24 protein-coding genes and 1 pseudogene are annotated in these 25,533 nt (G+C 64.2%); 13 read left to right on the top strand and 12 right to left on the bottom strand.

Annotation, left to right across the window (positions count from 1 at the left end; all coding sequences use genetic code 11):
- Positions 1-92: 92 nt before the first annotated feature.
- Together NLM32_RS30895 and cynS are read left to right on the top strand one after the other, a co-directional pair.
- Entirely contained in the window at positions 93-1,637 is a 1,545-nt protein-coding gene (locus tag NLM32_RS30895; protein WP_254132515.1) for an alpha/beta fold hydrolase, read from the top strand.
- Between the two features lie 75 nt (positions 1,638-1,712).
- Positions 1,713-2,201, top strand: a complete 489-nt coding sequence (gene cynS / locus NLM32_RS30890; protein ID WP_254132514.1) for a cyanase — start codon at positions 1,713-1,715, stop codon at positions 2,199-2,201.
- A 47-nt stretch (positions 2,202-2,248) separates the two neighbouring features.
- On the opposite strand, the gene purB is transcribed toward cynS, so the two are convergent.
- Together purB and NLM32_RS30880 are read right to left on the bottom strand one after the other, a co-directional pair.
- On the bottom strand, positions 2,249-3,691 hold the full coding sequence (gene purB, locus NLM32_RS30885; protein ID WP_254132513.1) for an adenylosuccinate lyase: 1,443 nt from the start codon (positions 3,689-3,691) through the stop codon (positions 2,249-2,251).
- A 94-nt stretch (positions 3,692-3,785) separates the two neighbouring features.
- Positions 3,786-4,109 (bottom strand): DUF1476 domain-containing protein, encoded by a 324-nt coding sequence (locus tag NLM32_RS30880; RefSeq protein WP_254132512.1) that lies wholly within the window; start codon positions 4,107-4,109, stop codon positions 3,786-3,788.
- A gap of 319 nt (positions 4,110-4,428) precedes the next feature.
- Here NLM32_RS30880 and purC point away from each other — a divergent pair, with 319 nt between their 5' ends.
- The 4 genes from purC to NLM32_RS30860 are packed head-to-tail and all read left to right on the top strand — an operon-like array spanning position 4,429 to position 7,120.
- On the top strand, positions 4,429-5,196 hold the full coding sequence (purC, locus tag NLM32_RS30875; protein WP_208866972.1) for a phosphoribosylaminoimidazolesuccinocarboxamide synthase: 768 nt from the start codon (positions 4,429-4,431) through the stop codon (positions 5,194-5,196).
- 12 nt (positions 5,197-5,208) lie between these two features.
- Positions 5,209-5,448 (top strand): phosphoribosylformylglycinamidine synthase subunit PurS, encoded by a 240-nt coding sequence (gene purS / locus NLM32_RS30870; protein WP_015685059.1) that lies wholly within the window; start codon positions 5,209-5,211, stop codon positions 5,446-5,448.
- On the top strand, positions 5,448-6,149 hold the full coding sequence (purQ, locus tag NLM32_RS30865; protein WP_254132511.1) for a phosphoribosylformylglycinamidine synthase subunit PurQ: 702 nt from the start codon (positions 5,448-5,450) through the stop codon (positions 6,147-6,149). The genes purS and purQ overlap by 1 nt, the downstream gene beginning before the upstream one ends.
- Positions 6,146-7,120, top strand: a complete 975-nt coding sequence (locus tag NLM32_RS30860) for a tripartite tricarboxylate transporter substrate binding protein BugD (protein WP_254132510.1) — start codon at positions 6,146-6,148, stop codon at positions 7,118-7,120. The genes purQ and NLM32_RS30860 overlap by 4 nt, the downstream gene beginning before the upstream one ends.
- Positions 7,121-7,150: 30 nt before the next feature.
- Here NLM32_RS30860 and NLM32_RS30855 read toward each other — a convergent pair.
- Positions 7,151-7,548: pseudogene (locus NLM32_RS30855) on the bottom strand (RidA family protein).
- Between the two features lie 143 nt (positions 7,549-7,691).
- On the opposite strand from NLM32_RS30855, the gene NLM32_RS30850 reads away from it, so the two are divergent.
- Positions 7,692-8,297 (top strand): TetR/AcrR family transcriptional regulator, encoded by a 606-nt coding sequence (locus tag NLM32_RS30850; protein WP_254132509.1) that lies wholly within the window; start codon positions 7,692-7,694, stop codon positions 8,295-8,297.
- 20 nt (positions 8,298-8,317) lie between these two features.
- On the opposite strand, the gene NLM32_RS30845 is transcribed toward NLM32_RS30850, so the two are convergent.
- Both NLM32_RS30845 and NLM32_RS30840 read right to left on the bottom strand, forming a co-directional pair.
- Entirely contained in the window at positions 8,318-10,198 is a 1,881-nt protein-coding gene (locus NLM32_RS30845; protein ID WP_375143582.1) for a TRAP transporter large permease subunit, read from the bottom strand.
- Positions 10,195-11,217, bottom strand: coding sequence for a TRAP transporter substrate-binding protein (locus tag NLM32_RS30840; RefSeq protein WP_254132508.1), 1,023 nt, complete (start codon positions 11,215-11,217; stop codon positions 10,195-10,197). The genes NLM32_RS30845 and NLM32_RS30840 overlap by 4 nt, the downstream gene beginning before the upstream one ends.
- A gap of 280 nt (positions 11,218-11,497) precedes the next feature.
- On the opposite strand from NLM32_RS30840, the gene NLM32_RS30835 reads away from it, so the two are divergent.
- Positions 11,498-12,388 (top strand): LysR substrate-binding domain-containing protein, encoded by an 891-nt coding sequence (locus NLM32_RS30835; RefSeq protein WP_254132507.1) that lies wholly within the window; start codon positions 11,498-11,500, stop codon positions 12,386-12,388.
- A 212-nt stretch (positions 12,389-12,600) separates the two neighbouring features.
- A complete protein-coding gene (locus NLM32_RS30830) occupies positions 12,601-13,956 on the top strand; it encodes an NAD(P)H-dependent oxidoreductase (protein ID WP_254132506.1) in 1,356 nt (451 codons plus the stop codon).
- A 162-nt stretch (positions 13,957-14,118) separates the two neighbouring features.
- Here NLM32_RS30830 and NLM32_RS30825 read toward each other — a convergent pair whose 3' ends face one another.
- Positions 14,119-14,598, bottom strand: a complete 480-nt coding sequence (locus tag NLM32_RS30825) for a PaaI family thioesterase (protein WP_254132505.1) — start codon at positions 14,596-14,598, stop codon at positions 14,119-14,121.
- 184 nt (positions 14,599-14,782) lie between these two features.
- Between NLM32_RS30825 and purL the strand changes: the two genes are divergently transcribed.
- Positions 14,783-16,993: a phosphoribosylformylglycinamidine synthase subunit PurL gene (gene purL / locus NLM32_RS30820; protein WP_254132504.1), complete on the top strand. Its 2,211-nt coding sequence runs from the start codon at positions 14,783-14,785 to the stop codon at positions 16,991-16,993.
- A gap of 65 nt (positions 16,994-17,058) precedes the next feature.
- Here the strand turns inward: purL and NLM32_RS30815 are convergent, their stop codons facing one another.
- Complete coding sequence (locus tag NLM32_RS30815; protein WP_254132503.1) at positions 17,059-18,246, bottom strand: acyltransferase; 1,188 nt, start codon at positions 18,244-18,246, stop codon at positions 17,059-17,061.
- 184 nt (positions 18,247-18,430) lie between these two features.
- Between NLM32_RS30815 and NLM32_RS30810 the strand changes: the two genes are divergently transcribed.
- Entirely contained in the window at positions 18,431-18,604 is a 174-nt protein-coding gene (locus NLM32_RS30810; RefSeq protein WP_092228199.1) for a DUF1328 domain-containing protein, read from the top strand.
- Between the two features lie 8 nt (positions 18,605-18,612).
- Here NLM32_RS30810 and NLM32_RS30805 read toward each other — a convergent pair whose 3' ends face one another.
- Positions 18,613-19,716 carry an alpha/beta fold hydrolase gene (locus NLM32_RS30805; RefSeq protein ID WP_254132502.1) on the bottom strand — a complete coding sequence of 368 codons (1,104 nt, stop codon included), beginning with the start codon at positions 19,714-19,716 and terminating at the stop codon, positions 18,613-18,615.
- Between the two features lie 65 nt (positions 19,717-19,781).
- The gene (locus NLM32_RS30800) at positions 19,782-20,141 is read right to left on the bottom strand and encodes a DUF427 domain-containing protein (RefSeq protein WP_254132501.1); all 360 of its coding nucleotides are present in this window, start codon (positions 20,139-20,141) and stop codon (positions 19,782-19,784) included.
- Between the two features lie 197 nt (positions 20,142-20,338).
- Here NLM32_RS30800 and NLM32_RS30795 point away from each other — a divergent pair, with 197 nt between their 5' ends.
- Together NLM32_RS30795 and NLM32_RS30790 are read left to right on the top strand one after the other, a co-directional pair.
- On the top strand, positions 20,339-20,575 hold the full coding sequence (locus NLM32_RS30795) for a BolA/IbaG family iron-sulfur metabolism protein (RefSeq protein WP_014494139.1): 237 nt from the start codon (positions 20,339-20,341) through the stop codon (positions 20,573-20,575).
- 25 nt (positions 20,576-20,600) lie between these two features.
- Positions 20,601-21,806, top strand: a complete 1,206-nt coding sequence (locus NLM32_RS30790; RefSeq protein ID WP_254132500.1) for a low temperature requirement protein A — start codon at positions 20,601-20,603, stop codon at positions 21,804-21,806.
- Between the two features lie 60 nt (positions 21,807-21,866).
- On the opposite strand, the gene NLM32_RS30785 is transcribed toward NLM32_RS30790, so the two are convergent.
- From NLM32_RS30785 to egtB, 3 genes are all read right to left on the bottom strand, one after another.
- Positions 21,867-22,799 (bottom strand): IS110 family transposase, encoded by a 933-nt coding sequence (locus NLM32_RS30785; RefSeq protein WP_254130737.1) that lies wholly within the window; start codon positions 22,797-22,799, stop codon positions 21,867-21,869.
- Between the two features lie 317 nt (positions 22,800-23,116).
- Entirely contained in the window at positions 23,117-24,088 is a 972-nt protein-coding gene (gene egtD, locus NLM32_RS30780; protein WP_254132499.1) for an L-histidine N(alpha)-methyltransferase, read from the bottom strand.
- Positions 24,089-24,148: 60 nt separating this feature from the next.
- A complete protein-coding gene (egtB, locus tag NLM32_RS30775) occupies positions 24,149-25,447 on the bottom strand; it encodes an ergothioneine biosynthesis protein EgtB (protein ID WP_254135458.1) in 1,299 nt (432 codons plus the stop codon).
- Positions 25,448-25,533: the final 86 nt, after the last annotated feature.

Here is a 25,533-nt window from a genome sequence, read left to right as displayed (position 1 = left end):
GCTCGCAGGCGAGGCGGCTCGATCTGACCCGATGGCTACCGCGCGACCGTCCCCTGCGCGTCCCCCGGGATTGCTGCGAAGGAAGGATGTCCATGACGGCTTTCTCGCTCGGGACGTTCGGGTTCCCCGAGATCCACGCCGACGGCCGCCCGATCAAGCTCGCCTTGCGCAAGGGGCTTGCGCTGCTGGTCTATCTCGCGGAGGCCAAGGGCGCCGTTGCGCGGGATTTGATCGCGACGCAGTTGTGGCCGGAGGCCGACCGCGAGACCGGGCTGGCGCGGTTGCGGCGCCTGCTTCATCGCATCGAGCTCGTGCTGGGCGAGCCGGTGTTCGAGACCGACCGCACCAGCGTGCGATGGTCACCGGATATCGAACTGACGGTCGATACGCATCTGTTCGAGAGCGCCTGCGACCGCGGCGCGTTTGAAGAGGCCTGCCGGATCTATCGCGGTGACTTCCTCGCGGGCTTCTCTCCGGAGGACGCGCCCGAATTCGACGATTGGGCGTTCTTTCGTCGCGAGGCGCTGCGGGGGCGGCTCGTGCATGCGCTGGAGCGGCTGGTGCAGGACAGGAATGCCGCGGGCGACCATTTCGCAGCGACCGCGCATGCGGGGCGTCTGGTCGAGCTCGATCCGCTCAGCGAGGTCTATGGCCGGCATCTGATCCGCAGCCTGCTGCTCTCAGGCGATCGCAGCGCCGCGGAACGGCACTATGCGGCGCTGACGCAGCGGCTGCGCGGGGAGCTTGACGTTGCGCCGGAAGCCGAGACCGAGGCGCTGATGAGCCCCGCCGCTGCACCGCATGCGCTTCCGACCACGCGCTACGTCAAGGGCGCGGGCGTGCACCTGGCGTATCAGACCTACGGCAGCGGCTCGCTCGATATCCTGGTGATGCCCGGCTTCGTCTCCCATGTGGAGCGCGCCTGGGAGCATCCCGCGTGCCGGACGTTCCTGGCGTCATTGATGAAGCTCGGGCGCCTCATCGTGTTCGATCGCCGCGGCATCGGGCTATCCGACCGTGTCGGCTCGGCGCCGAGCATCGATGTTACTGCAGAGGATATCGGCACCGTGCTGCGCGCCGCGGGCTCGCGTCGCGTCGTGCTGTTCGGCGCATCGGAATGCGGGCCGGCCTGCATCAAATTTGCGGCCGATGACGACAGCCGGGTCGCGGGGCTCATTCTATTCGGCGCGCTGGCCAAGGGGTGCTGGGCGGAGGACTATCCGCATGCGCTGCGCGCCAGCCAGTATGACGCCTGGAGCAAGCATCTGATCGCGCAATGGGGCGGCCCGGTCGGGATCGAAGCGTTTGCGCCGAGCCTTGCGGACGATCCGCAGGCGCGCGCCTGGTGGGCGGGGCTGTTGCGCGCTGCGTCCAGTCCGGGCGGCATCTCGGCCGTGCTGGAAGCGTTTCGCGACGCCGACGTGCGCGGTCTGCTGCCGCAGATCGCCGTGCCGACGCTGGTGCTGCATCGGCGGGACGACAAGGCCGTGCGTATCGCGGCCGGCCGCGATGTGGCGAGCCGGATCAAGGATGCGCAGTTCGTCGAGCTCGACGGCCACGATCACTGGTTCTTTGCCGGCGATCAGCAGCCGGTGCTGGAGGCGATCGGGCGATTCATGGAAACGCTGAAGCGATAAGCCTCATTTATTGGCACGTTTCGTGCCTCCCAAAGCGGCAGGCCCGTCACGTGCCTGACCAAGGGAGACCCCGACATGAAACGCGAAGACCTCACCGAGAAGCTGCTCGACATCAAGCGCGAGAAGGGCTGGAGCTGGAAACACATCTGCGAGAAAATCGGCGGCTATTCGGAAGTGCTGATCGTCGGCGCGATCATGGGCCAGATGAAGCTGACCAAGCCGCAGGCGGCCAATGCCGGCGAGTTGTTCGGGCTGTCGAAGACCGAGACCGCCATGCTCAACGAGGTGCCGATGCGCGGGCAGGGCACGCCGATGCCGCCGACCGATCCGCTGATCTATCGCTTCTACGAGATGGTGATGGTGAACGGTCCGGCCTGGAAGGCGCTGATCGAGGAAGAGTTCGGCGACGGCATCATGTCGGCGATCGATTTCGACATGGCGATCGAGCGCGTCGCCAACCCGAAGGGCGACCGCGTCAAGATCACGATGTCAGGCAAGTTCCTGCCGTACAAATATTACGGCGCCAGCGGCAACGTGCCGGAGTACGGCTTCAAGGAAGAGTGAGGGAGCGAATGGCGAGCAGCGAATATTCGCTGCTCGCAACTGTTCGCTTACAGGATCGCGCCCGGCGTGTACTTGGCCGCCTCGGGCTTCGCCTTCGCCAGCGCATCGACCTGCTCGGCGAAATAATCAACCTGAGCGCCGGCATCGCCGGAATTGGCGCGGCCGTGCTCGAGCACCTGGCTCAGCTCGGCTTCGCTGAGGCCGAGACGCTGGTCGGCGGCGAGACGCTTGAGCAGGTCGTTCTGCACGATCTTGCCGGTGCGCAGATCGCGGATGGCCGCGACCGCATGCTCCTTGATCGCCTCATGCGCGCCTTCGCGGCCGGCGCCTTTCTTGACCGCTTCCATCATCACCGTGGTGGTGAGCAGGAACGGCAGGTAGCGATTGAGCTCGGTCGCAACGACGGCGTCGAAGATTTCCATCTGGTCGAGCACCGACAGCAGCGTCTCGAGCAGGCCGTCCATGGCGAGGAAGGCATCGGGCAGCATCACGCGGCGGACGACGGAGCAGGAGACGTCGCCTTCGTTCCACTGATCGCCGGCAAGGCCTGCGGCCATCGCAAGATAGCCCTTCAGCACGACGTGCAGGCCGTTGATGCGCTCGCAGGAGCGGCTGTTCATCTTGTGCGGCATCGCGGACGAGCCGACCTGGCCCTTGGCGAAACCTTCGCTGGCGAGCTCATGGCCCGCCATCAGGCGCACCGTCTTGGCGAAATTGCCGGGACCGCTGGCGAGCTCGGTGAGCACGCTGACCGCGCGGAAGTCGAGACTGCGCGGATAGACCTGGCCGACCGCATCGAAGCTCTTGGGCAGGCCGAGGTGCTTGAGGATCTGCTGTTCGAGCGCGCGGGCCTTGCCGGCATCGCCGTTGAACAGCGTGATCTGGTCGAGCCTTGTGCCGACCGCGCCCTTCAGGCCGCGCGCGGGATAAGTGTCGAGCACGTTGACCAGGCTCTGATGTCCGATCAGCATCTCCTCGCCGAACATGGCGATGCGCTTGCCGAGCGTCGTAACCTGCGCGGCGACGTTGTGCGTGCGCGCCGTGAACGGCATGTCGCGGAGCTGCTTGGCGTGCCTGGCAAAGCGGATGAGCGCGGCGATGCTCTTGGTCTCGATCAGCTGCAGCCCGCGATAGACCTGGAGCTGCTCCACGTTCTCGGTGAGGTCGCGGCTGGTCATGCCCTTGTGCAGGTGCTCGTGGCCGGCCAGTTCGCAGAACTCCTCGATTCTAGCCTTGACGTCGTGGCGGGTGATGCGCTCGCGCCGCATGATCGAGTCCAGGTCGACCTGGTCCTTCACGCGCTCGTAAGCCTCGATCACGCCATCGGGCACGGCAATGCCGAGATCGCGCTGGCCTTTCAGCACGGCGATCCAGTAATCGCGTTCGAGGCGAACCTTGCCTTCACCGCTCCAGATGGCCCGCATGGCGGGCGAGGCATAGCGTTGGGCGAGGACGTTGGAGATGTGATCTTGGCGGTTTTCCTGGGACATGCCGCCCATTTGGCATTGCTGGGGGCCGGCTGCAAGCCCGGCAGCGCGAGCGGCGGGGAGGCCTTCCGTGGCCGTCCACCGCTCGCTGTTAAGCTTACTTCCCGGCCTTCACCTCGGCGGCCGCGACCGCGATCAGCTCGCTCATCTTGCCGCGAATCGCCTGTTCGGTGAGGGCGACGTTCTTGGCGGCGAAATCGGCCATGACCTTGCGCAGGACGTCGCCGTCGCCGGCCTCCTCGAAATCGGCCGCGACCACCTCCTTGGCATAGGCGGTGGCGGCTTCGCCGGTGATTCCGAGCTTTTCGGCCGCCCACAGCCCCAGCAGCCGGTTGCGGCGGGCCTCCGCCCTGAACTTCTGCTCCTCGTCGAGGGCAAACTTCTTCTCAAAGCCTTCTTCGCGCTTGTTGAATTCGCTCATGCGTCTTCCAATTCCTCGGGGCTATGGACCTGGCGGCCCTCGTTGCGAGGGCCCCCACGCATGCCTAGATAGAGGGCACGATCGACGAAACAACGAGCCGTAAAGCCGCAGGCGAGGCGGTATAAGTCAGCGTCGGATGGGCCGGATCGATTGTGCTGGGACAGCCAATCGGATAGGTTGCCTAAAGGCTTGGTTCCCGTTCTGTTTCCAAGGATTCGGAAGGGGTTCCGGGCCGTTCACGGCAGCTCCGCTGTGGGTCGTAACCTGGTAACCGGAGCACACCAAATACATGGATTTCAACAAAACACGGTACATCCCAATGAGCCGTCGGCGTCGCATTTATGAAGGCAAGGCAAAGGTTCTTTACGAAGGTCCGGAGCCCGGTACCCTGATCCAGCACTTCAAGGATGACGCCACCGCGTTCAATGCGAAGAAGCATCAGGTGATCGAGGGCAAGGGTGTCCTCAACAACCGGATCTCGGAGTACCTGTTTCAGCACCTCAACGACATCGGGGTGCCGACCCACTTCATCCGCCGCCTCAACATGCGCGAGCAGTTGATTCGCGAGGTCGAGATCGTGCCGCTCGAAGTGGTGGTGCGGAACGTTGCCGCCGGCTCGCTGTCGCAGCGCCTCGGCATCGAGGAGGGCACCCAGCTGCCCCGTTCGATCATCGAGTTCTATTACAAGAACGACCAGCTCAACGACCCCATGGTGTCGGAAGAGCACATCACCGCGTTCGGCTGGGCCACGCCCCAGGAGATCGACGACATCATGGCGCTCGCCATTCGCGTCAACGACTTCCTCACCGGCCTCTTCCTCGGCATCGGCATTCGCCTCGTCGACTTCAAGATGGAGTGCGGCCGGCTGTTCGAGAACGAGATGATGCGCATCATCGTTGCCGACGAGATCTCGCCGGACAGCTGCCGTCTCTGGGACATCAAGTCGAACGAGAAGCTCGACAAGGATCGCTTCCGCAGGGATCTCGGCGGCCTGCTCGAGGCCTATACCGAAGTCGCCAAGCGCCTCGGCATCCTCATGGAGAATGAGCGTCCGGTAGGTTCCGGTCCGGTGCTGGTGAAGAGCTGAGAGGGATTTGACGTGAAGGCACGTGTTACCGTTACCCTGAAGACGGGTATCCTCGATCCGCAGGGCAAGGCCATCGAAGGCGCGCTGAAGTCGCTCGGCGTCGACGGCGTCGCCAGCGTCCGCCAGGGCAAGGTGTTCGACATCGAGCTCGCCGGCGCCGACAAGGCCAAGGCGGAAGCCGCGTTGAAGGATGCCGCCGACAAGCTGCTCGCCAACACCGTGATCGAGAACTATCGGGTCGAGCTGCTCTGATGAAAGCCGCCATCCTCGTCTTCCCCGGCATCAACCGCGAGCGCGACATGGCGCGCGCGCTGAAGCTCATCTCGGGCCATGAGCCCGCGATGGTTTGGCACGCCGAGACCTCGCTGCCGGCAGGCACCGACCTCGTGGTCGTGCCCGGTGGCTTCTCCTACGGCGACTATTTGCGCTGTGGTGCGATTGCGGCGCGGGCGCCGGTGATGGATGCGGTGCGTGACTATGCGGCCAAGGGCGGCCTCGTGCTCGGGGTCTGCAACGGCTTCCAGATCCTCTGCGAATCCGGCCTCCTGCCGGGCATTCTGATGCGCAATTCGCGGCTGAGATTCATCTGCAAGGATGTTCACCTGCGAGTCGAGCGTTCGGATACGCCGTTCACGCGCGGCTATAATGCCGGCCAGGTCATTCGCGTGCCCGTCGCGCATGGCGAGGGCAATTATGCGGCCGACGAAGAGACGGTGAAGCGGTTGCTGGGCGAGGGGCGCGTGCTCTATCGCTATTGCTCCCCGGACGGCACGGTCGACGACCAGTCCAACATCAACGGTGCCGCGCATTCGATCGCCGGAATCGTCAACGACAAGGGCAACGTGCTCGGCATGATGCCGCATCCGGAAAACCACGTCGAAGACATCATGGGCTGCACTGACGGCCGCGGCCTGTTCGCCGGCCTCACTGCCCATCTGGAAAAGGCCGCGTGATCTCGTTCGTGTTGAAGCGCGCGTTCGCCGCGATTGCGGCGCTGTCGCTGACATCTGCCGCCTTCGCCCAGGATTTCCCCAAGCGTCCGATCACCATGATCGTGCCGTTCGCGGCCGGCGGCACCTCGGACGTGATCGCACGCACGGTGGCCGAGCAGATGGGCGTTGCGCTCGGCCAGTCCATCGTGATCGAGAACGTTGCGGGCGCCGGCGGCTCGACTGCGCTGACGCGCGCCTCCCGCGCCGAGCCTGATGGCTACACCATCGCGATCGGCAATGCCGGCACCAATGCGGCGACCTACACGATCTATCCCAAGCTGCCGTTCACGCCGGAGTCTTTTGCGCCGATCGGCATGGTGGCCAAGACCTTCGGCATCATCGCGCTGCGCAAGGACTTTCCGGCGAAGGACCTGAAGGAGTTCATCGCCTACGCCAAGGCCAATCTGGGCAAGATCAACCTGGGACACGCCGGCGTCGGCTCGTCGAACTATCTCATCTGCAAGAGTTTTGTCACGGCCGCCGGTATCGACGCGACGCTGGTCGGCTATCGCGGTGCTTCGCCCGCGCTCACCGATGCGATCGGCAGCCAGATCGATGGCGTCTGCGATGCTGCGGCCTCGGTGTCGCAGTCGATCAACGAGAAGCTGGTGAGGGGGCTCGTGGTCGGCTCGACCGTGCGGCTCGCCACGCTGCCCGACCTGCCGACTTCGGCCGAAGCCGGCCTGCCCGAGTTCGAGGCGCAGGGCTGGAACGGCCTGTTCGCGCCGAAGGGCACGCCGCCGGCCATCATCGCCAAGCTGAATGCTGCCGCGCGCACCGCGGTCGAGACCGACGCGGTGAAGAAGCGCTTTGCGGATCTCTCGACCGTCGCGCCCGATCCCGACGAGCACACGCCCGAGGTTCTGCAAAAACTCGTGACGCGCGACGTCGAGAAGTACCGGAAGATGCTGGCGGACGACGCCAAGCCGTAGGCGTCTCTCCCGCATTGGCGGGAGACGGCCTTACGCGGCTGAAGGGATCCGGGCGATGACCTTGATCTCGAAGTCGAACCCCGCGAGCCAATTCACTCCCACGGCCGTCCAGTTCGGATAGGGGGCGTCACCGATCTCTGCGCTGCGGACGGCCATCACCGTATCGATCTGCTTGTCAGGATCGGTGTGGAACGTGGTGACATCCACCACATCGCTCAGTGTGCATCCGGCAGGTGCGAGCACGGCGCGCAGATTGGCAAACGCACGCCGGACCTGATCCTCGAACACCGGCTCGGTGAGCCGTCCTCGCGACTACCGACCTGGCCCGAAACGAAGAGCAAGTCGCCGGATCGGATCGCCGGAGAATACCGATGCGCCTGGTAAAGCGCATGGCGGTCAGCGGGGAAGATTGCCTCGCGTTGGAGCATGGCTTGAGCCTTTCGAAAGAAACTGTGGAGCTGGCGGCCGAATTGCCTTGCGGCGCCGGCCGTGACATTCTTCATATACGTTCCGTATGTGAGTTGGTATCGTTCACATACGAGGCGTATGTCAACTGAAAAGTGGAGCGAGCATGGTCGAGGGAAAGCGCGCCGCAGCCATGGCGGAAAATCGGGTCAAGCTCATCCGGGCCGCGCGCAAGGCGTTCGCGACGCAAGGTTATGCAGACGCGTCGATGGATGAGCTGACGGCCTCGGTCGGGCTGACGCGGGGCGCGCTCTATCACAATTTCGAAGACAAGAAGGGGCTGCTCTGGGCCGTCGTCGAGCAGATCGACGCCGAAATGGCGGAGCGGCTGCGCGCGATCCGCGAGCAGGCGCCCACCTTGTGGCAAGGCCTCCTCGCAGAGGGCAGTGCGTATATCGAAATGGCGCTCGATTCTGAAATTCAGCGCATCATGCTTCTGGATGGACCGGCCGTACTCGGTGATCCATCGAAATGGCCCGGCGAGAACGCCTGCCTGGACGTCACCATGCGAACGATCCGTTCACTGATCGACGAAAAGGTGGTGAAGCCCGTGGACGTTGAAGCGGCGGGGCGACTGCTGAACGGCGCCGCGCTCAGCGCTGCTTTATGGGTCGCCGCGGCCGACGATCCGAAAGCCGTGCTGAACAAGGCCGTGGATGCGTTTCGACAGTTGGCGAGCGGATTGCTGCGCGATGCAGTCCGCAGCGCATGATGCAATTTTGCTCATGACCCTCATAGAAACACCAGCGATATCCAGGGCACGAAGGTGATCAGGAGCAGGCCCAGGAACAGCCAGGCGAGATAGATCCAGATCCGGCGCATGCCGGCATCGGGCGACACGCCACCGATGGTGCAAGCGGCGTAGTAGCAGAGGCCGAACGGCGGCGCGAACAGGCCGAGGCCCATGGCGAGGATCACTACCATTGCATAGTGCACCTCGTTGATGCCGAACGTTGCCGCCACCGGGAACAGCAGCGGGCCAAACAGCACGATCGCCGGAATCCCCTCCAGCACGCTGCCGAGCACGATGAATGCGATCACCGAGATCAGCAGGAAGCCGTAGGCGCCGCCGGGCACGCCGGCCATGCGCGCCGCCAGATCATGCGAAAATCCGGATTGCGCCAGCGCCCAGGCCATCGCGCTCGCAGCTCCCACGATGAACAGGATCGAGCCGGACAGCGAGGCGGTCTGCACCAGCATCGGCAGTACGTTCTTCCAGACCAGGCTGCCGCGATAGACGATCAGGCCGAGCACGAGGCAGTAGGCGATGCCGATGGTCGAGACCTCGGTCGCGGTGGCATAACCCTCGACCACCGCGCTGCGGATCAGGAACGGCAACGCCAGCGCCGGCAACGCAGCCCACAACGTCTTCGCCACCACCGACATCGGCGCGCGCGCCACCTTGAGCGCGGCATTCTCCTCCGCGCCTGCCCGGTAGCGCGCGACGAATGCGAGCACGATCGCCAGCACGATGCCCGGCAGGATGCCGGCAGTGAACAGCGCCGCGATCGACACGCCGGTGACGGAGGCGATCGCGATCAGCACGATCGACGGCGGGATGGTCTCGCTCATCGCACCTGACGCCGCCAGCAGCGACACCAGCTCGCCATCCTTCATGCCGCGCTTGCGCATCTCGGGAAACAACACCGGGGCAATCGCCGCCATGTCGGCGGTCTTGGAGCCGGAGATGCCCGAGACCAGCAGCATGGCCCCTAACATCACATAGGACAGCCCGCCTCTGATATGGCCGAGCACCGACGCCAGGAACGCGACCATGACGCGCGCCATGCCGGTCTGCTCGACCAGCTGACCAAGCAGCACGAACAGCGGCACCGCGAGCAAAATGAGCGAGCTCATGCCCTCGTCGATCCGTCCGACCACGACCAGCAACGGCGTCCGCGTGGTGGTGAGCAGGAAGGCGACGGTCGCCAGACAAAAGGAAAATGCGATCGGCACGCCGGCCATCACGGCGCAGCCGAGCAGGCCGACGAAGAAGATCAGCAGGTTCCAGTTGCCGAGCGGCTTCAGCGAGGGACCTGCGAGATAGAGTGCGCCGGCAATTGCCGCAAACAGGACGGCCACGGCAAGCAGGTCCTTCGCCGACCGCTTGACGAGGGTGAGGCAGATACTGGCGAGTGCGATGATGCAGCCGACGGGAATCGCGGCCGCGCGGATCATGCCGGACCAGCCAAGCGCCGGCGTCTCCACGAAGGCCTGGTCTTCGACATAGTCCAGCGCCGGATGCAGGATGATCGCGAGGAACAGCGCGACGGCGCCCGCGGCGAGCGTCGACGCCCACGCCTCGACACGTGGCGACAGATACGAGGTGAAGAAGGTCAGGCGCATATGCGCCGAGCGCTGCACGGCGATCGCGCTGCCGAGCATCGCCAGCCACAGGAACAGGATGGAGGCCAGCTCGTCCGACCAGATGATTGGCCGATGAAAGATCCCGCGGGCGACGATGCCGGCGAACAGGATGACGACTTCGGCGACGACGGCGATCGCAGCCGGGATCTCCACCAGCCAGCGCAGCGACTGCTCCAGCCACCGGCCGCGCAACGGCTGGGCCTTGCCGAGTGTCGCCGTTTCCGACATGTCGATCACTGCGCTCATGCCAGTGCTCCCGCCGCTGCCTCCAGCGTCTTCCAATTGTCGTCGCCGAACTTGCCGCGCCATTCCTTGTAGAAGCCGGCGGCCGACAGCTCCTTGCGGAACGCTTCCTTGTCGGAGGCCTCGAAGGTGATGCCCTTGGCGATCAGCTGGTCCTTGAGCGTCAGATTGAGTTTTGCGGTGTCCGCGCGCTGCTCCATCGCGGCCTGATCGAATTCCTTGCGGACCAGCGCCTGCAATTCGTCGGGCAGCGCTTTGACCGAGCGGCGGTTGCCGAGGATGAAGAACGGATCCCAGATATGGTTGGTCTCGGAGATGTACTTCTGCACCTCGTAGATCTTGCCGGCCTCGATGGTGACGAGGCCGTTCTCCTGGCCATCGACGAGATGGGTCTGCAATGCCGTGTACAATTCATTGAAGTTGATCGAGGTTGGATTGGCGCCGAGCGACTTGAACAGCGAGGTGAAGATCGGCGACACCGGCACGCGGATGCGGTAGCTGGCGAGGTCGGCCGGCGTCTTGATCGGCTTGGTGAACGACGAAATCTGCCGGAACGTGTTGTCGGCGGGTTTGGCCATCACCAGTGCGCCGGTCTTCTCGATCTGCGTGGCGATCAGCTTGCCGAGGTCGCCGTCCATCGCATTCCAGACCTGGCCGTAGTCCGAGAACGCGAAGCCGACATTGGCGATGCCGGCGATCGGCGCCACCGTCGACAGGACGGAGCCGGCGATGTTGAGGAAATCGACACCGCCGCTGCGGATCTGGGTCAAGAGGTCGGTGTCCGAGCCGAGCTGCGAGGCAGGGAAGAACTTGAGCTCCAGCCGGCCGCCACTCGCTTCCCTGATCCGTTTCACCGCCTGATCGAGGCGGGTGTTGATCGGCTGCGTCAGCGACTGGCCGGTGGCGAGCTTGTATTCGAACTCCGCGGCCTGCGCCGGCCTGGTGCGGATCGCGACCAGCGGAACGGCGGCAGCCGCTACCATGAAATTGCGGCGTGAAATCCTGTGGCTTTTGCCCGACATCTTTGGTCCTCCCTTGATGATCCCTGCGGCGCCTTGTCGGCGCACGTGTTCGTTGCCGCGCGCAGGCCTTGCTGCGCCGGTCGTCAAAATCGCTGGAGCTGGTGAAAGGGCTTGAGCCTTGCGTTCCTTCCCCCGGGCGGACCGGCTGCCTGCGCGGTCCTGTTTCCTCTTTGGCACCCGTCTGTCGCGGGTTGCCTTGAGGTTGAAGCCTAGATCGCTGGTCATGCACGACAATTGAATTATATTCGCCGTCACTTTAGCTGGCCTAAAAGGTTTCCCGATGCAGATACCGTTCCGCGCCATCATCGTCTTCCACGCGGTGGCGCGCGCGGGCAGCATTTCCCGCGCGGCGGACGAATTGCGGGTGACGCCGTCGGCCGTCAGCCAGCAGATCCAGGCGCTGGAGCTGCATCTCGGCACGGCGCTGACGTCGCGGGTCGGGCGCAACATCACGCTGACGGAAGCGGGTGAGCGCTATTTCGAGATGATCAGCCGCGAGATCGAGCACGTCACCGACGTGACGCAGCACGTTCGCGGCATCCGTTCGGCCACCACATTGACGGTGCGGGCCGCGCCGAGCGTGTCGAGCAAATGGCTGCTGCCCCGGCTGGCAAGCTTCGTCGACGCCAATCCGGACATCGAATTGCGGCTCGACGGCACCAATGAGCCGACCGATTTCCGCAAGGAGAATGTCGACCTCGAGATCCGCCATGGCGAAGGCGGCTGGGCCGGCCTGTTCGTGGAAAGCCTCGGCAAGGAGCGATTCTTCCCGCTGTGCGCGCCTTCGTTTCTTGCGGCGGGCAGCCTCTCGGCCCAGGATCTGCTCAAGCACCGGCTGATCCATTCGGTGAAATCGCAGATGCAATGGCCGCGCTGGTTCATGGAGGCCGGCATCGAGCCTGCAGAGCGCTGGAAGCGCGTGCTGTTCGACCGCAGCCACATGGCGATCGACGCTGCCGTCGACGGCCTCGGCATCGGGCTGGAGAGCGAGCTGCTGGCCTGGCGCGAATTGCGCGACGGCCGCCTGGTCTGCCCGGTCAGGAATCCGCCGGAGGTCGTGCTGACCACGCAGTGGATCGTCTGCCCGCATGGCCATCTGCGCCACCGCAAGACCCGCACTTTTCTCGACTGGTTGCGCGGGGAACGCGATGCCTGGAGCGCACGCGCATGATCCGGAAAAGTGTGAAGCGGTTTTCCGAGAGAGATCATGCGCAAACCAGGAGCCAAAGCGCGCGGATTGTTTAGCGCGCCTACATCGTCGCGGCAGATAATCTGAATTGCCCTCGGATTCGCCGCTGCCTAACGTTTCCGGACAAGGCGAGCGCGGCCGGAATCCACGGCTGCAGCAACGTCGTCACCCGAGGAACGCTTGAGGAAATCCAGATGAATCTTCATCGCATGCTGCTGGAGCGCAAGGCGGCCGGCAGGCCCGTGACCATTGGCCTGATCGGCGCCGGAAAATTCGGCCTGATGTTCCTGTCGCAGGTGCGCCAGACCGACGGCATGCATCTCGTCGGCGTCGCCGACCTGAACACCTCGCGCGCCCGTTCCCAGCTCAAGCTCGGTTGCTGGCCCGAGGAGCAATATGCGGCTGCTACGATCGACGATGCGCTCAAGCACGGCCGCACCATCGTCACCGACAACGCCGACGCGCTGATCACCCATCCCGCTATCGAGGTGATCATCGAGGCGACCGGCGATCCCGGCGCCGGCATCCGCTTCGCGATGAAGGCGATCGAGAACGGCAAGCACATCGTGATGGTCAATGTCGAGGCGGACGCCGTCGCAGGCCCGATCCTGGCGCGCAAGGCGCGGCAGGCCGGCGTGGTCTACTCGCTGGCCTGGGGCGACCAGCCGGCGCTGATCGCTGATCACGTCGACTGGGCGCGTGCAGCCGGATTCAAGGTCGTCGCCGCCGGCAAGGGCACGCGCTACCACCCGACCTATCATCAGTCGACGCCGGATACGGTCTGGGACATCCTCGACAAATACATGAAGATCAAGGATCGCAACTCGATCAATCCGAAGATGTTCAACTCGTTCGTCGACGGCACCAAGTCGGGTATCGAGATGACCGCGGTTTGCAACGCGACCGGGTTGCATGCGCAGAGCGAAGGCTTGTCCTTCCCGCCGGCCACGCGCTTCGAGCACGCCGAAATCTGCAAGCCGAAATCCGACGGCGGCACGCTGGAGAGATCAGGCGTCACCGAGGTGACATCCTCGGTCTATCGCGACGGCACCGACGTGCCGCAGAGCCTCGTGATGGGCACCTATGTCGTGTTTGAGACTGACAGCGCCTATTCGGAGGAATGCTTCCGCGAATACAGCATGCTGCCGGACAAGACCGGCAAATATGCCTCGCTGTATCGGCCGATCCACATGATCGGGCTCGAGCTCGGCATCTCCGTGGCCTCCGCGGCGCTGCGCAAGGAGCCCACCGGCGCGCCGATCGTCTTCAACTCCGACGTGGTCGCGACCGCCAAGCGCAAGCTGAAGGCCGGCGAGATGCTCGACGGCGAGGGCGGCTTCTGCGTCTGGGGCAAGCAGACCCCGGCAGACGCGTCACTGAAGCAGGGCTACCTGCCGCTCGGCCTCGCCCACCATGTCAAGCTCAAGACCGACATCGAGCCGGGCCAGCGCCTGAAATGGGAAGACGTGGAGTACGATCCCAACAGTCTCGCCGTGCGGGTGCGCCGCGAGATGGAAGCGGCCTTCCGGCAGCCGAACGTGGCTGCTTGATTGGAGCAATGGGCGGTGACAACCGAAATTTTCCCTTGTCATCGCCAATGGCAGAGGCCCATCCGATCGGAATGCGCGAGTCCGCTTGCGCATTCGCGGTCAGTGTGACGAGCCGGCCGAGATAACCCCGGGCGAGGGCGTGTCAAACGGGAAGCTGCGAGGCTATGCGTTTGCCGGTACGGCCGGCTTCCGCTTCACCCGCTTGATCGTGCCGGAGAAGGTGAACAGCGGCCGCCCGGCCGAGGTCAGCTTGCCGCGCAGGAAGATCAGCGAGCCGCCGGCGCGGGACACTTCGCCGGTACATTCGACCAGCTCGCCCTCGCGGGCCGCGTCGAGGAAATCGCAGGCGAAATTGGTCGTCACAGCCGGACCGTCCAGCTCGTGGGTGGCGATCGCGAACAGGCAATAGTCGGCGAAGGCCATGAAGCAGCCGCCATGGACGTTCCCGGAGCCGTTGAGGTGCTTTTTCTCGACCCGGAACGCCGAGCGGACGCTGCCGTCGTCCTCGATCTTGTGCCAGAACGGGCCGATATGGCTCTCAAAACTGTCGCGAATCCAGGTCCGCCAGCCCTTGAACTCGCCCTCGGTGGCGACGTGCAGGTCGGGACGGCGGGTGGAGGGGACTTTGGTCAATTCGTGCAAGGAAATGGGCCTTCAATTACGGGTCTTTAGCCCTTAAATCCGATCCGTCAGCGCCTTGCAATTCCCGTTCCCGCCGACCCCGCTTGCAAAACGTGGGACAGCGGGAAAATGCCTCATAAAGGGCTTTTCGAGAGCCCCCGATGTTCCTAAGAACGGCCAAACGCCCGCCGAAAGCCCCGAATCCATGAAGAACGAACCCAAGATCACCCCCGAACTGGTTGCCGCCCACGGGCTCAAGCCCGACGAGTACGAGCGCATCCTGAAGCTGATCGGGCGGGAGCCGACCTTCACCGAGCTCGGCATCTTCTCGGCGATGTGGAACGAGCACTGCTCGTACAAATCCTCGCGGATCCATCTGAAGGGCCTGCCGACCAAGGCGCCCTGGGTGATCCAGGGTCCCGGCGAGAACGCCGGCGTGATCGACATCGGCGACGGCCAGGCCGTGGTCTTCAAGATGGAGAGCCACAACCATCCGAGCTACATCGAGCCCTACCAGGGCGCGACCACCGGCGTCGGCGGCATTTTGCGCGACGTCTTCACCATGGGCGCGCGCCCGATCGCCTGCCTCAACGCGCTGAGTTTTGGCGCGCCCGAGCATGCCAAGACCCGGCATCTCGTCTCCGGCGTCGTTGCCGGTGTCGGCGGCTACGGCAATTCCTTCGGCGTGCCGACGGTCGGCGGCCAGGTGCGCTTCCACACCCGCTATGACGGCAACATCCTCGTCAACGCGATGGCGGTCGGCCTCGCCGACGCCGACAAGATCTTCTATGCGGCCGCCTCCGGCGTGAACATGCCGATCGTCTATCTCGGCTCCAAGACCGGCCGCGACGGCATCCACGGCGCCTCGATGGCCTCGGCCGAGTTCGACGACAAGTCCGAGGAGAAGCGCCCGACCGTGCAGGTCGGCGATCCCTTCGCCGAGAAACTGCTGCTCGAGGCCTGCCTCGAGATCATGGAGAAGGGCTGCGTCATCGCGATCCAGGACATGGGCGCGGCGGGCCTGACCTGCTCGGCGGTCGAGATGGGCGCCAAGGGCGACCTCGGCGTCGACCTCGATCTCGACGCGGTGCCGACCCGCGAGACCGGCATGAGCGCCTACGAGATGATGCTCTCGGAAAGCCAGGAGCGGATGCTCATGGTGCTCAAGCCCGAGAAGGAACAGGAAGCCGAGGCGATCTTCAAGAAATGGGGCCTCGATTTCGCCGTGGTCGGCTACACCACGCCGAGCAAGCGCTTCGTGGTCAAGCATGGCGGCGACGTCATGGCCGACCTGCCGATCAAGGAGCTCGGCGACGAGGCGCCGCTCTATGACCGTCCGCATGTCCCTTCCGCCGCGCTGCCGACCGTGCATGCGCGCGAAGTGCCGGCGCCGATGGGCGTAGGTAGCGCGCTGGAGAAGCTGATCGGCACGCCCGACATGTGCAGCAAGCGCTGGGTCTGGGAGCAGTACGACCACGTCATCCTCGGCAACACCATGCAGCGCCCCGGCGGCGACGCTGCCGTCGTGCGCGTGCAGGACGGGCCGAAGGGCCTGGCGCTGACCGTCGACGTCACGCCGCGCTATTGCGAGGCCGATCCGTTCGAGGGCGGCAAGCAGGCGGTGGCGGAAGCCTGGCGCAACATCACCGCTGTCGGCGGCAAGCCGCTCGCGATCACCGACAACCTCAATTTCGGCAATCCTGAGCGGCCCGAGATCATGGGCCAGTTCGTCGGTTGCCTGAAGGGCATCTCGGAAGCCTGCCGCACGCTCGACTTCCCGGTCGTGTCCGGCAACGTCTCGCTCTACAACGAGACCAACGGCCGCGCGATCCTGCCGACGCCCTCGATCGGCGGCGTCGGCCTGCTCGACGATTTCACCAAGTCTGCATCGCTCGCCTTCAAGGCCGAGGGCGAGGCGATCCTGTTGGTCGGCGACACCCATGGCTGGCTCGGCCAGTCCGTCTATCTGCGCGATATCTGCGGTCGCGAGGAGGGCGCGCCGCCGCCGGTCGATCTCGCCGCCGAGAAGCGCAACGGCGACTGCGTGCGCGGCATGATCCATGCGGGCACTGCGACCGCCGTGCACGATCTCTCCGACGGTGGCCTGCTGATTGCGCTCGCCGAAATGGCGATGGCTGGTGGCATCGGCGCAAAGCTGCTGGCGGCGCCGACGTCGCTGGTCTCGCATGCCTATTGGTTCGGCGAGGACCAGGCGCGCTATCTCGTCACCGTGCCGGAAACGGAAGCCGGCCGCGTGCTCGCCAAGATGCGCGGCTGCGAGGTGCCCTGCGTGCGCATCGGCACCACCGGTGGCGATACGATCTCGATCGCGGGCGAGACGCCCGTGTCGATCGACGCACTGAAGGCGTCGCATGAGCGCTGGTTGCCGGATTATATGGGCGGCAAGGCGGCGTAAGGCACCGCCACAACTTCAGTCCCGTAGCCGGATGGAGCGTAGCGAAATCCGGGCTACGAGCACGTCTACAACACGTGCGACGCGCCCGGAAGCTTCCGCAACGCCGCCGTCAGGCCCCAGCTCAAAATCACCGTGAGCACGAAGCCGATCGCGGCCTTCACGATGGCCGGCAGTCCGTAGTCGAACAGGACGTACTGGGTCCACAGCGCGATCGGGTAGTGCACCAGGAACATGCCATAGGCATCCGCCTGCATGCGGTCGAGCAACGTCGGTCCCGGCGTCTTCGCATGCAGGAAGAAGGCGAGGATCGCGAGCAGGATCGCGGCCGAGAACAGCACGAAGAACGTGCCGTAGATGGCCTGGTACCAACCCGGCAGCACCTCCGGATTGCCCAGGATTCCGCGCTTGATGTAGATCATGCCCCACATCCCGCAATAAGGGATCAGCGTCGCGATCGCCCAGAGCCAGCGGCTCCTCGGCAATTGGCCGTCGGCGCCGAGAATGCCGTGATTGAAGTTCGCAGCCCCAACGCTGACGCCGAAGAAGAAATAGGCGAAGTAGAGCAGCACGCGGCTCGCCTGCACCGAGAACGGCCCGAACTCGAACCATTTGTTGACGCCGAAATAGGCCAGTGCCGGCACGTAGACGATGGCCGTGACGACGGTGAGCAGCAGCCAGAAGATGGCCGGCTGTCCAAAGCCCCGAACCGAAATGCGGTTGACGGGATCGACCAGATGCGCCGAGACCCGGTAGAGCAGGCTTGCGGTGAGGTCGAATGCCAGCAGCACCCAGACGAACCAGATCGGACCGCTCGGCCACGGGCCGACGGTGATCGTCTTCCACCAGAACGCGGCAAAGGTCAGCTCGGCCTGTTCGCGCAGCGCGATCGCGTAATAGGCGAGCGGAATGACGGTGAAGGCTGCGATCACGAATGGCAGCCCCAATCGCAGCAGGCGGTCGCGCAGGAAGACCGACGGCGCCTTGCGCGCGATGCCGGGCCAGGTGAACAGCCCCGACAGGAAGAAGAACATCGCCATGAAGAAACTGTCGGTGGCGAGCACGACGATGTCGAAGCCGATCCAGGAGGTCGGATCGGTGTGGCCGAAATAGGTGTAGGGAATGACGGCGTGATGCAGCAGCACCACCAGCGTGAGGAAGGTGCGGGCGCGGTCGAGCGACAGATTGCGCACCTTGGCCTTCGGCTCGGCATGCGCCTCCGCGCCGATCGCCGCAGAATGTGACATCGAAATCATGATCGCCCCGATTGCCCCCTTGCGCCGGTCGGAATGTGCGGCGGGGAACCCGATTCACCAAGGGCAGTTGGTGCCACGACAACCTTGCGTCGTGTATTTAGGAACCAGTTCCGCGCAACACGGTTAGCGTTTCCGAAACAGGCGAAGGCCACCGATTGCGGTGGCCGCAGTCGCGGAGCTGGCGATGACAATCTTGAAATGGGCACTGATCTTCCTGCTGATCTCGATCGTGGCGGGTGTGCTCGGCTTCACCGGCATCTCGGCGGCGTCCGCCGATGTCGCCCGCTTCCTGTTCTACGTTTTCGTGGTGATCTTCCTGGTGCTGCTCATACTCGGACTTACGATCTTCCGAGCGTAGCGCCGCTCTCAATTACGCGTGAACGGCACGACGTGGGCCAGCAGCTCCGCCAGGAACTCGTCGGGACGATCGAACGGAATGAAATGATCGCCGCCGCGCACCCAGACAAATTCCTTATGCGGGGCCGTGATCTGATTGAAGAGTTGTTCGGCCGGCCCACCCGGTGTGTTGTCATCCGCATCGCCCTCGATGAAGATCATCGGGATCGAAAAAGCGAGTCCCAGCGAGGCGACGTCGCGCTTGAACATGGGGCCCTCTCGTCCGCGCAGATATTTTGCGGAGAAGGCCATGCCTTTGCGCCAGTTGTACCAGTCCAGCAGCGAGAAATCCGGCATGAACGGGGGTGGAATGGGACCCGCCAACTGGACGCTCTCAATGGAGGGTAGCCCCAGCGCTTTGCTCCACTTGTCCGCAACCAATCGATTTTGTGGATTGATCAGAGGGCGCGCCACGATTGGTGCCAATTCGGCTTGGGCCTCGCTGTTGCCTGCGGACTGCGCCAACGCTTGTAGATGCGCGATCGTGATCTCGAATTGCTTCTCGAACGTCACCCTGCCAACCACCTGGCCGGTGCCGACATACGCCGAGAACAGATCCGGGCGCCTCTTCACCATGTGAATGCCCAGGAACGAACCCCAGGAATGTCCGACCAGGACAATTTTGTCCTTGTGCAGGTGCGCGCGTAGATATTCAGCCAGCTCGATGCCATCCTGTGTCATTCGCTCCAGCGTCATGGTTGGCGCGAGCGTGTCGCCGGCGGCGCCATAGGTGCGGCCAGCGCCGCGCTGGTCCCACTGCACCACGGTGAAATGCCTTTCCCAGGGACGCCAGCCCGACGAAATCGCCAAGGTTGAGCCTCCAGGTCCACCGTGGACGAACAGGAGAACCGGGTTATCCCGATCCTCGCCGCGAATTTGAATCCATTGCTTGATGCCGCCGATATCGACGAACGCGCCCTCCTGGATGCCGTTGGGAGAGCGGATCGCGAGAGTTTCGGTGGCTAGATGCTGGCGGTAGGCGCGAAAACCCAGTCCGGCAACGGTGAATGCAACGAGGGCGCCGGCCAATCCCAGCAACGAGACCCCAATCAGTCTTGCGGCCTTGCGCGGCATCTCATGCCCGATGTCGACTGAGGGAGGCGGCCTGATGATCGCCCGGCGTCACGGCGCCAGTGAACTTAGCCCACTTCCTCGATCTTCACCTTGTCCGGATAGAAGGCGAGATGGCCTGATATTTCGGTCATGGCGGGAAACGGCGTCTCGTAGGTCCAGATCGCGTTATCGAGCGTCTTGCCACTGGCCTTGATGCTGTAATAGCTGGCGTCCCCCTTATAGGGGCAGTGGGTGGTGCGATCGGTGCGTTCCAGCAGCGCCATGTTGGCATCCTCGCGTGGCACATATTGCACTGCCGGATATCTGGCCTCTTTCAGCGTCAGCGCCTTGGTGCTCTCGGCAATCACGATATCGCCCGCCGTGACGCGGACGCGCCGGGGGTTTTGGGTGATGGTGATGGGGTGATCCGGCCCGGGAAGCTTCATGATTTCACGCCTTTTCGTTCAATCTGCCGCGCGCGGCACTTTGTCGTGCCTTTATCCTGATGGGATCAGGGATATAGTGCCTGAAGGCGTGACGTAGAAGGCCGTTCACGCTAAGTTTGGCCCAGCCGGCAGGTTTGGCCTTACAGATCCGGACCCCCGGCAAAGCGATTCGATGCCGAGACAGGAGCAAGACCCGAATGCCCATGGACGCCCACGATATCGAGGCGATGATCAAGGCCGCAATCCCCGATGCCGAGGTGACCATCCGTGACCTCGCCGGCGATGGCGACCACTATGCCGCGACCGTGATTTCGGAATCCTTCCGCGGCAAGTCCCGCGTTCAGCAGCACCAGATCGTCTATCGGTCCCTGCAGGGCCAGATGGGCGGCGTATTGCATGCGCTGGCGCTGCAAACCGGCGTACCTGGCGCCTGACCTGATCGAGCGACGGGGGGCGGTTATGGCGGCCGACAATCCGCGCGGCGCGATGTTTCGCGTGATCGTGCCGAACCAGCCCAGCCGCGTCACCAATGCCGAGCTGTTCTTCGACCTCGTCTTCGTCTTCGCCGTCACGCAGATCTCGCACACGCTGCTGCACCACTTCACGCCGCTGGGAGCGGTCGAGGTCACGCTGCTGTTCCTCGCGGTGTGGTGGGTGTGGGTCTACACCGCCTGGGTCACCAACTGGCTCAACCCCGAGCTGACGCCGGTCCGCATCCTGATCTTCCTGATGATGCTCGGCGGCCTCGTGCTGTCGACGACGATCCCGACCGCGTTCGACGGCCGCGGCCTGTGGTTTGCGATCGCGTACGCGGTCATGCAGGTCGGACGCACCGCGTTCTGGCTGTTCGCGACCCCGCGCCATCGCACCGCCGTGCGCCACAACGCAATCCGCATCCTGGTCTGGCTCTGCGGCTCCGCGGTGTTCTGGATCCTCGGTGGCCTGTCGCACGGCGAGGAGAGGCTATGGTTCTGGATCGTGGCGTTGACGATCGAATACGTCTCGCCGGCGGTGCGTTTCTGGGTGCCGAAGCTGGGCTTCTCGTCGGTCGAGGCCTGGGCGGTCGAGGGCGGCCACATGGCCGAGCGCTGCGCCGGCTTCATCATCATCGCGCTCGGTGAAGCCGTCGTCGTCAACGGCGCGACCTTCGCCGAGCTGGACTGGACCGCGGACAACATTCTGGCTTTTGTCTCGTGCCTTGTCGGCAGCGTCGCGATGTGGTGGGTCTATTTCCACAAGGGCGCGGAGGCCGGCTCCGAACGGATCTCGAAGAGCGCCGAGTCCGGCCGGCTGGCGCGGCTCGCCTACACCTATCTGCACATGCCGATCGTCGCCGGCATCATCCTGACCGCGGTTTCGGACGAGCTGGTGCTGAAGCACCCGACCGGACATTCCGACATCCGCACCATCGTGAGCACGATCGGCGGCCCATTGGTGTTTCTGGTCGGCACCATCCTGTTCAAGCACTCGATCCGCGGCTTCCTCCAGCTCTCCCACGGCATCGGCATCATCCTGCTGGTGGCGCTGTGGTGGTTCGCCGCCGATCTCTCGCCACTTTGGCTCTCGGTCGCGACGAGCGTGATCATGATCGTCGTCGCGGTATGGGAATCGGTGTCGCTGGGATCGAAGCCGGAAGCGGCCGAGGAGGAATCCGGGGAGGCCTGAGCGAGCGCCTCGTCCTTCGAGACGGCTGCTTCGCAGTCTCCTCAGCGACTGTGTTCTTCGTCAAGCGGGTTGCCATGGTTTTCGATCCCTGAGCATGGCGTTGAGGATGGTGAGGAGCTTGCGGGCGACCGCGATGAGGGCGACCATTTTCGGCTTACCGGCGCTCACGAGGTGACGGTAGAAAAGCTTGAGCTGCGGGTGGCATCGGATCGCCGAGAGGGCAGCCATGTAGAGGGCCGCCCGCAAGGCAGTTCGTCCACCGCCGATCTTGCTCCTGCCTTTCCATCGGCCGGACTGGCGAACGAAGGGAGCAAGGCCGGCAAGGCTTGCGATCTGACGCCGGTTGAGGGTGCCGAGTTCGGGCACCTCGGCAAGGAAGGTGCGTGCGAGTGTATTGCCGACCCCCGGGAAGGTGATCAGCAAATCTTCTTGGTCCCGCCAGGCCGGCGAGCCCCGTACCAGCGTGTCGATGTCGTTGTCGATGTCCGGCAGCTCCTTCTCGAGGACCTTGATGTGGCGGGCAAGGCTCTTGCGGACGCGAACATTCTCCACCCGCTTCTCGCGCTGGCGTTCGGCGACGATCATCTCGATGATCTGCCGGCGTCGGGCAACCAGTTCGGCCAGCAAGCGAGCTTGCTCGTCCGGGACGGGACGCAGGGCGGGCTTCACCGCCTCAACGAACCGTGCGATCACCGCGGCATCGATCGGATCGGACTTGGCGCGCTGGCCAATCGCCTGCGCGAAGTGCCGGATCTGGGCCGGATTGATGACCGCCAGCGGCAACTGGGCGCCGGCCAGTGCTGCCGCGACCACCGTCTCGAAGCCGCCAGTCGCCTCCAGCCCAATCAGGCTCGGCGAACAGGCCGCAAGCCGCGCAACAAGATCTTCCAAGCCCTTGCCGTCGCGCGCCACGGCAAACACTTCTCCGCTCGGACGCATATGAACATCCAACCGGTCCTTAGATACATCTATGCCAACATAGATCGCGTCCATCTGCACCCATCCTTGCGCAACCGGGCTCGCCAGGCGGCCCTCGCGACTGTTCGGGTTCGATGGAACAACGGACGGGGCGCCGCGCTGAGGCACGGGCTTCATAGCCCTTGGATGAAGCGGTCTCCCGTCCGTTACCGCACCGGCTATCTTAGCCGATCTGGCGCGATCTGACTTACAAGGATGAGGCTGATCAGCATAAGTGCCCGTTAGAGCTGTTGCCGCACAATCCGTCCTCATCCTGAGGAGCCCGCCTAGGGCGGGCGTCTCGAAGGATGCGCTGCAGGAAGCCGCTCTGAAATGCGATGGCGCCTGAGCGTTTACTCCGCCGCCTCCAGCGCGTGCACCGAGAACATCTTCGCCGCGTCAGTCCAGCTCTCGCGCACTCGCCAGCCGGCGCCCTGCGCCAGCGCGGCAAAGCGCTCGAGGCTGTATTTGTAGCTGTTCTCGGTGTGGATGCTCTCGCCCGGCCGGAACGAGAAGCTGGTGCCGAGCAGGCGCACGGTCTGGCTCTTCCGGCTGATCAGGTGCATCTCGATCCGGTGCCGGTCGTGATTGTAGATCGCGCCGTGGGTGAAGGCGGAGAGGTCAAAATTGCCGCCGAGCTCGCGGTTGATCCGCACGAGGACATTGAGGTTGAAGCGCGCGGTGACGCCGGCGGCATCGTTGTAGGCGGCGTGGAGCAGACGCTCCTCTTTCTCGAGGTCGGCGCCGATGATCATCTGCGCGCCCTTGCCGAGGATCTGGCGGGCACTCTTCAAGAACGCCTGTGCCTCATGCGGCTCGAAATTGCCGATGGTCGAGCCCGGGAAGAAGCCGACCTTGGGCATTGACGCCACCGCCTTGGGCAGCTCGAACGGCGTGGTGAAATCGGCCGCGACCGGATAGATGCCGAGCGAGGGGAAATCCCGCTTCAGCCCGTTGGCCTGTGCCTTCAGAAAATCGCCGGAGATATCGACGGGCACATAGGCCGCGAACCTGGACTGGTTCAGCAACAGACGAACTTTTGTGGTCGCACCCGCGCCGAATTCGACCAGCGCGGCGTTTTCGGGAATGATCTTTGCGATCTCGCTGCCGCGCTCCTTCAGGATCGCAAGCTCGGTGCGCGTCGGATAATACTCCGGCAGGCGCGTGATCGCCTCGAACAGCTCCGATCCGGTCGCGTCATAAAAATATTTCGGCGACAGTTTCTTCGGCTGCTGCGAGAGGTCCTCGATGGCCTCGCGGGCGAAGGCGGTCGTCTGCTCGTCGGGGAGATGGGCTTCGGCCAAGGCGCTGGCGTGCACATTCATGATACTCTCCTGAACGCGCTGTCCGGCGCGCGGTTGTCGTCGGATGAGACTTCAAAGACGTCAGACGTAATCGGCGAGCCGCAACCCCGTGAATTGCCAGCGGTGGTGCGGATAAAAGAAGTTGCGATATGTGACACGGCTATGACCGTCGGGCGTCGCAAGTGACGAGCCGCGCAGCACCAGCTGGTTGACCATGAATTTGCCGTTGTACTCGCCGAGCGCGCCCTCAATGGCGCGGTAGCCGGGGTAGGGTGAATACGATGAACGCGTCCACTGCCAGACGATGCCGAAGGCGTCGTTGAACTGGCCGGCGCGTGCGGCAACCTCCCATTCCATCTCGGTCGGCAGGTGCTTTCCGGCCCAGCGCGCAAACGCATCGGCCTCGTAATAACTGATATGGCAGACCGGTGCGTCGGGATCGACGGGCTTGACGCCGGCAAGCGTCATCACATGCCACTGACCATCGATCTCGCGCCAATGACCTGGGGCCTGCCAATCTTCCTTGCTGGCCGCGGCAAAGCCGTCCATCAGCCAGAGCGTTGCGGTCCGGTAGCCGCCGTCGCGCATGAAGGCGAGCCATTCGCCATTGGTGATCAGATTGCGTGCGATCTTCACCGGGCCGATCAGGGCGCGATGCGCGGGCTTTTCGTTGTCGAAATGAAAGCTGTCGTCGACATGGCCGACGGTGTGGATGCCTTCATTGAGTGTCAGCCAGTCCTCACCCATGCGCGTCGCGGCCGGAAAGCGCCAGTCCGCATCGTAGGCGGGATAGATCGGGTTCTGCGCAAACGCGTGCAGGATGTCGGTGAACATCAATTCCTGATGTTGCTGCTCGTGGTTCAGGCCGACCTCGACCAGTGGCGCCACGGCCCGAAGCTTGTCCTCGCCGGCCTCGCGGAAGAATTTGACGACGGCAGCATCGACATGGCGGCGATAGGCGCCGACCTCGTCGGCACTGGGCCGGGTGACGTCGCCGCGATGATTGCGGGCATGGCGGGGGCCGGCGCTGACGTAATAGGAATTGAACAGGAACGCGAAATCGGGGTGGAAGGGCCGGTAGCCAGGGGCGTGCTCGCCGAGCAAGAACTGCTCCCAGAACCAGGTGGTATGCGCCCGATGCCATTTCGCCGGACTCGCGTCCGGCATCGACTGGATCTGCTGGTCCTCGGGCGAGAGCGGCGCGGCCCGGCGCTCGGTCTCGTTGCGGACCGCGAGAAACGCGGCCTCGAGCCGCTGGGCGAGGCCGCCCTGGTCGGGGGAGGGTGACGAAAGCGGCGGACTGGCCGTTGCGGAGGCTTGTTTCGTCACGTTTTTCTCCAGACAGGACAAGAGAACGTTGTTGGCGATACCCGGTTCCAAAACCAAGGTTCGTCCTAGATAGGGGCTCCGTTACGGTATGAAAGTCCTCCCCGGCGATGATATTCGTGCCATCATGCAATGGACCC

It is taken from the genome of Bradyrhizobium sp. CCGUVB14, from assembly GCF_024199935.1.
In the GTDB taxonomy this organism is placed as follows: Bacteria; Pseudomonadota; Alphaproteobacteria; order Rhizobiales; family Xanthobacteraceae; genus Bradyrhizobium.
Note: the sequence above shows the minus strand (reverse complement) of the source record. Positions and strands in the feature narration are given on the sequence as shown.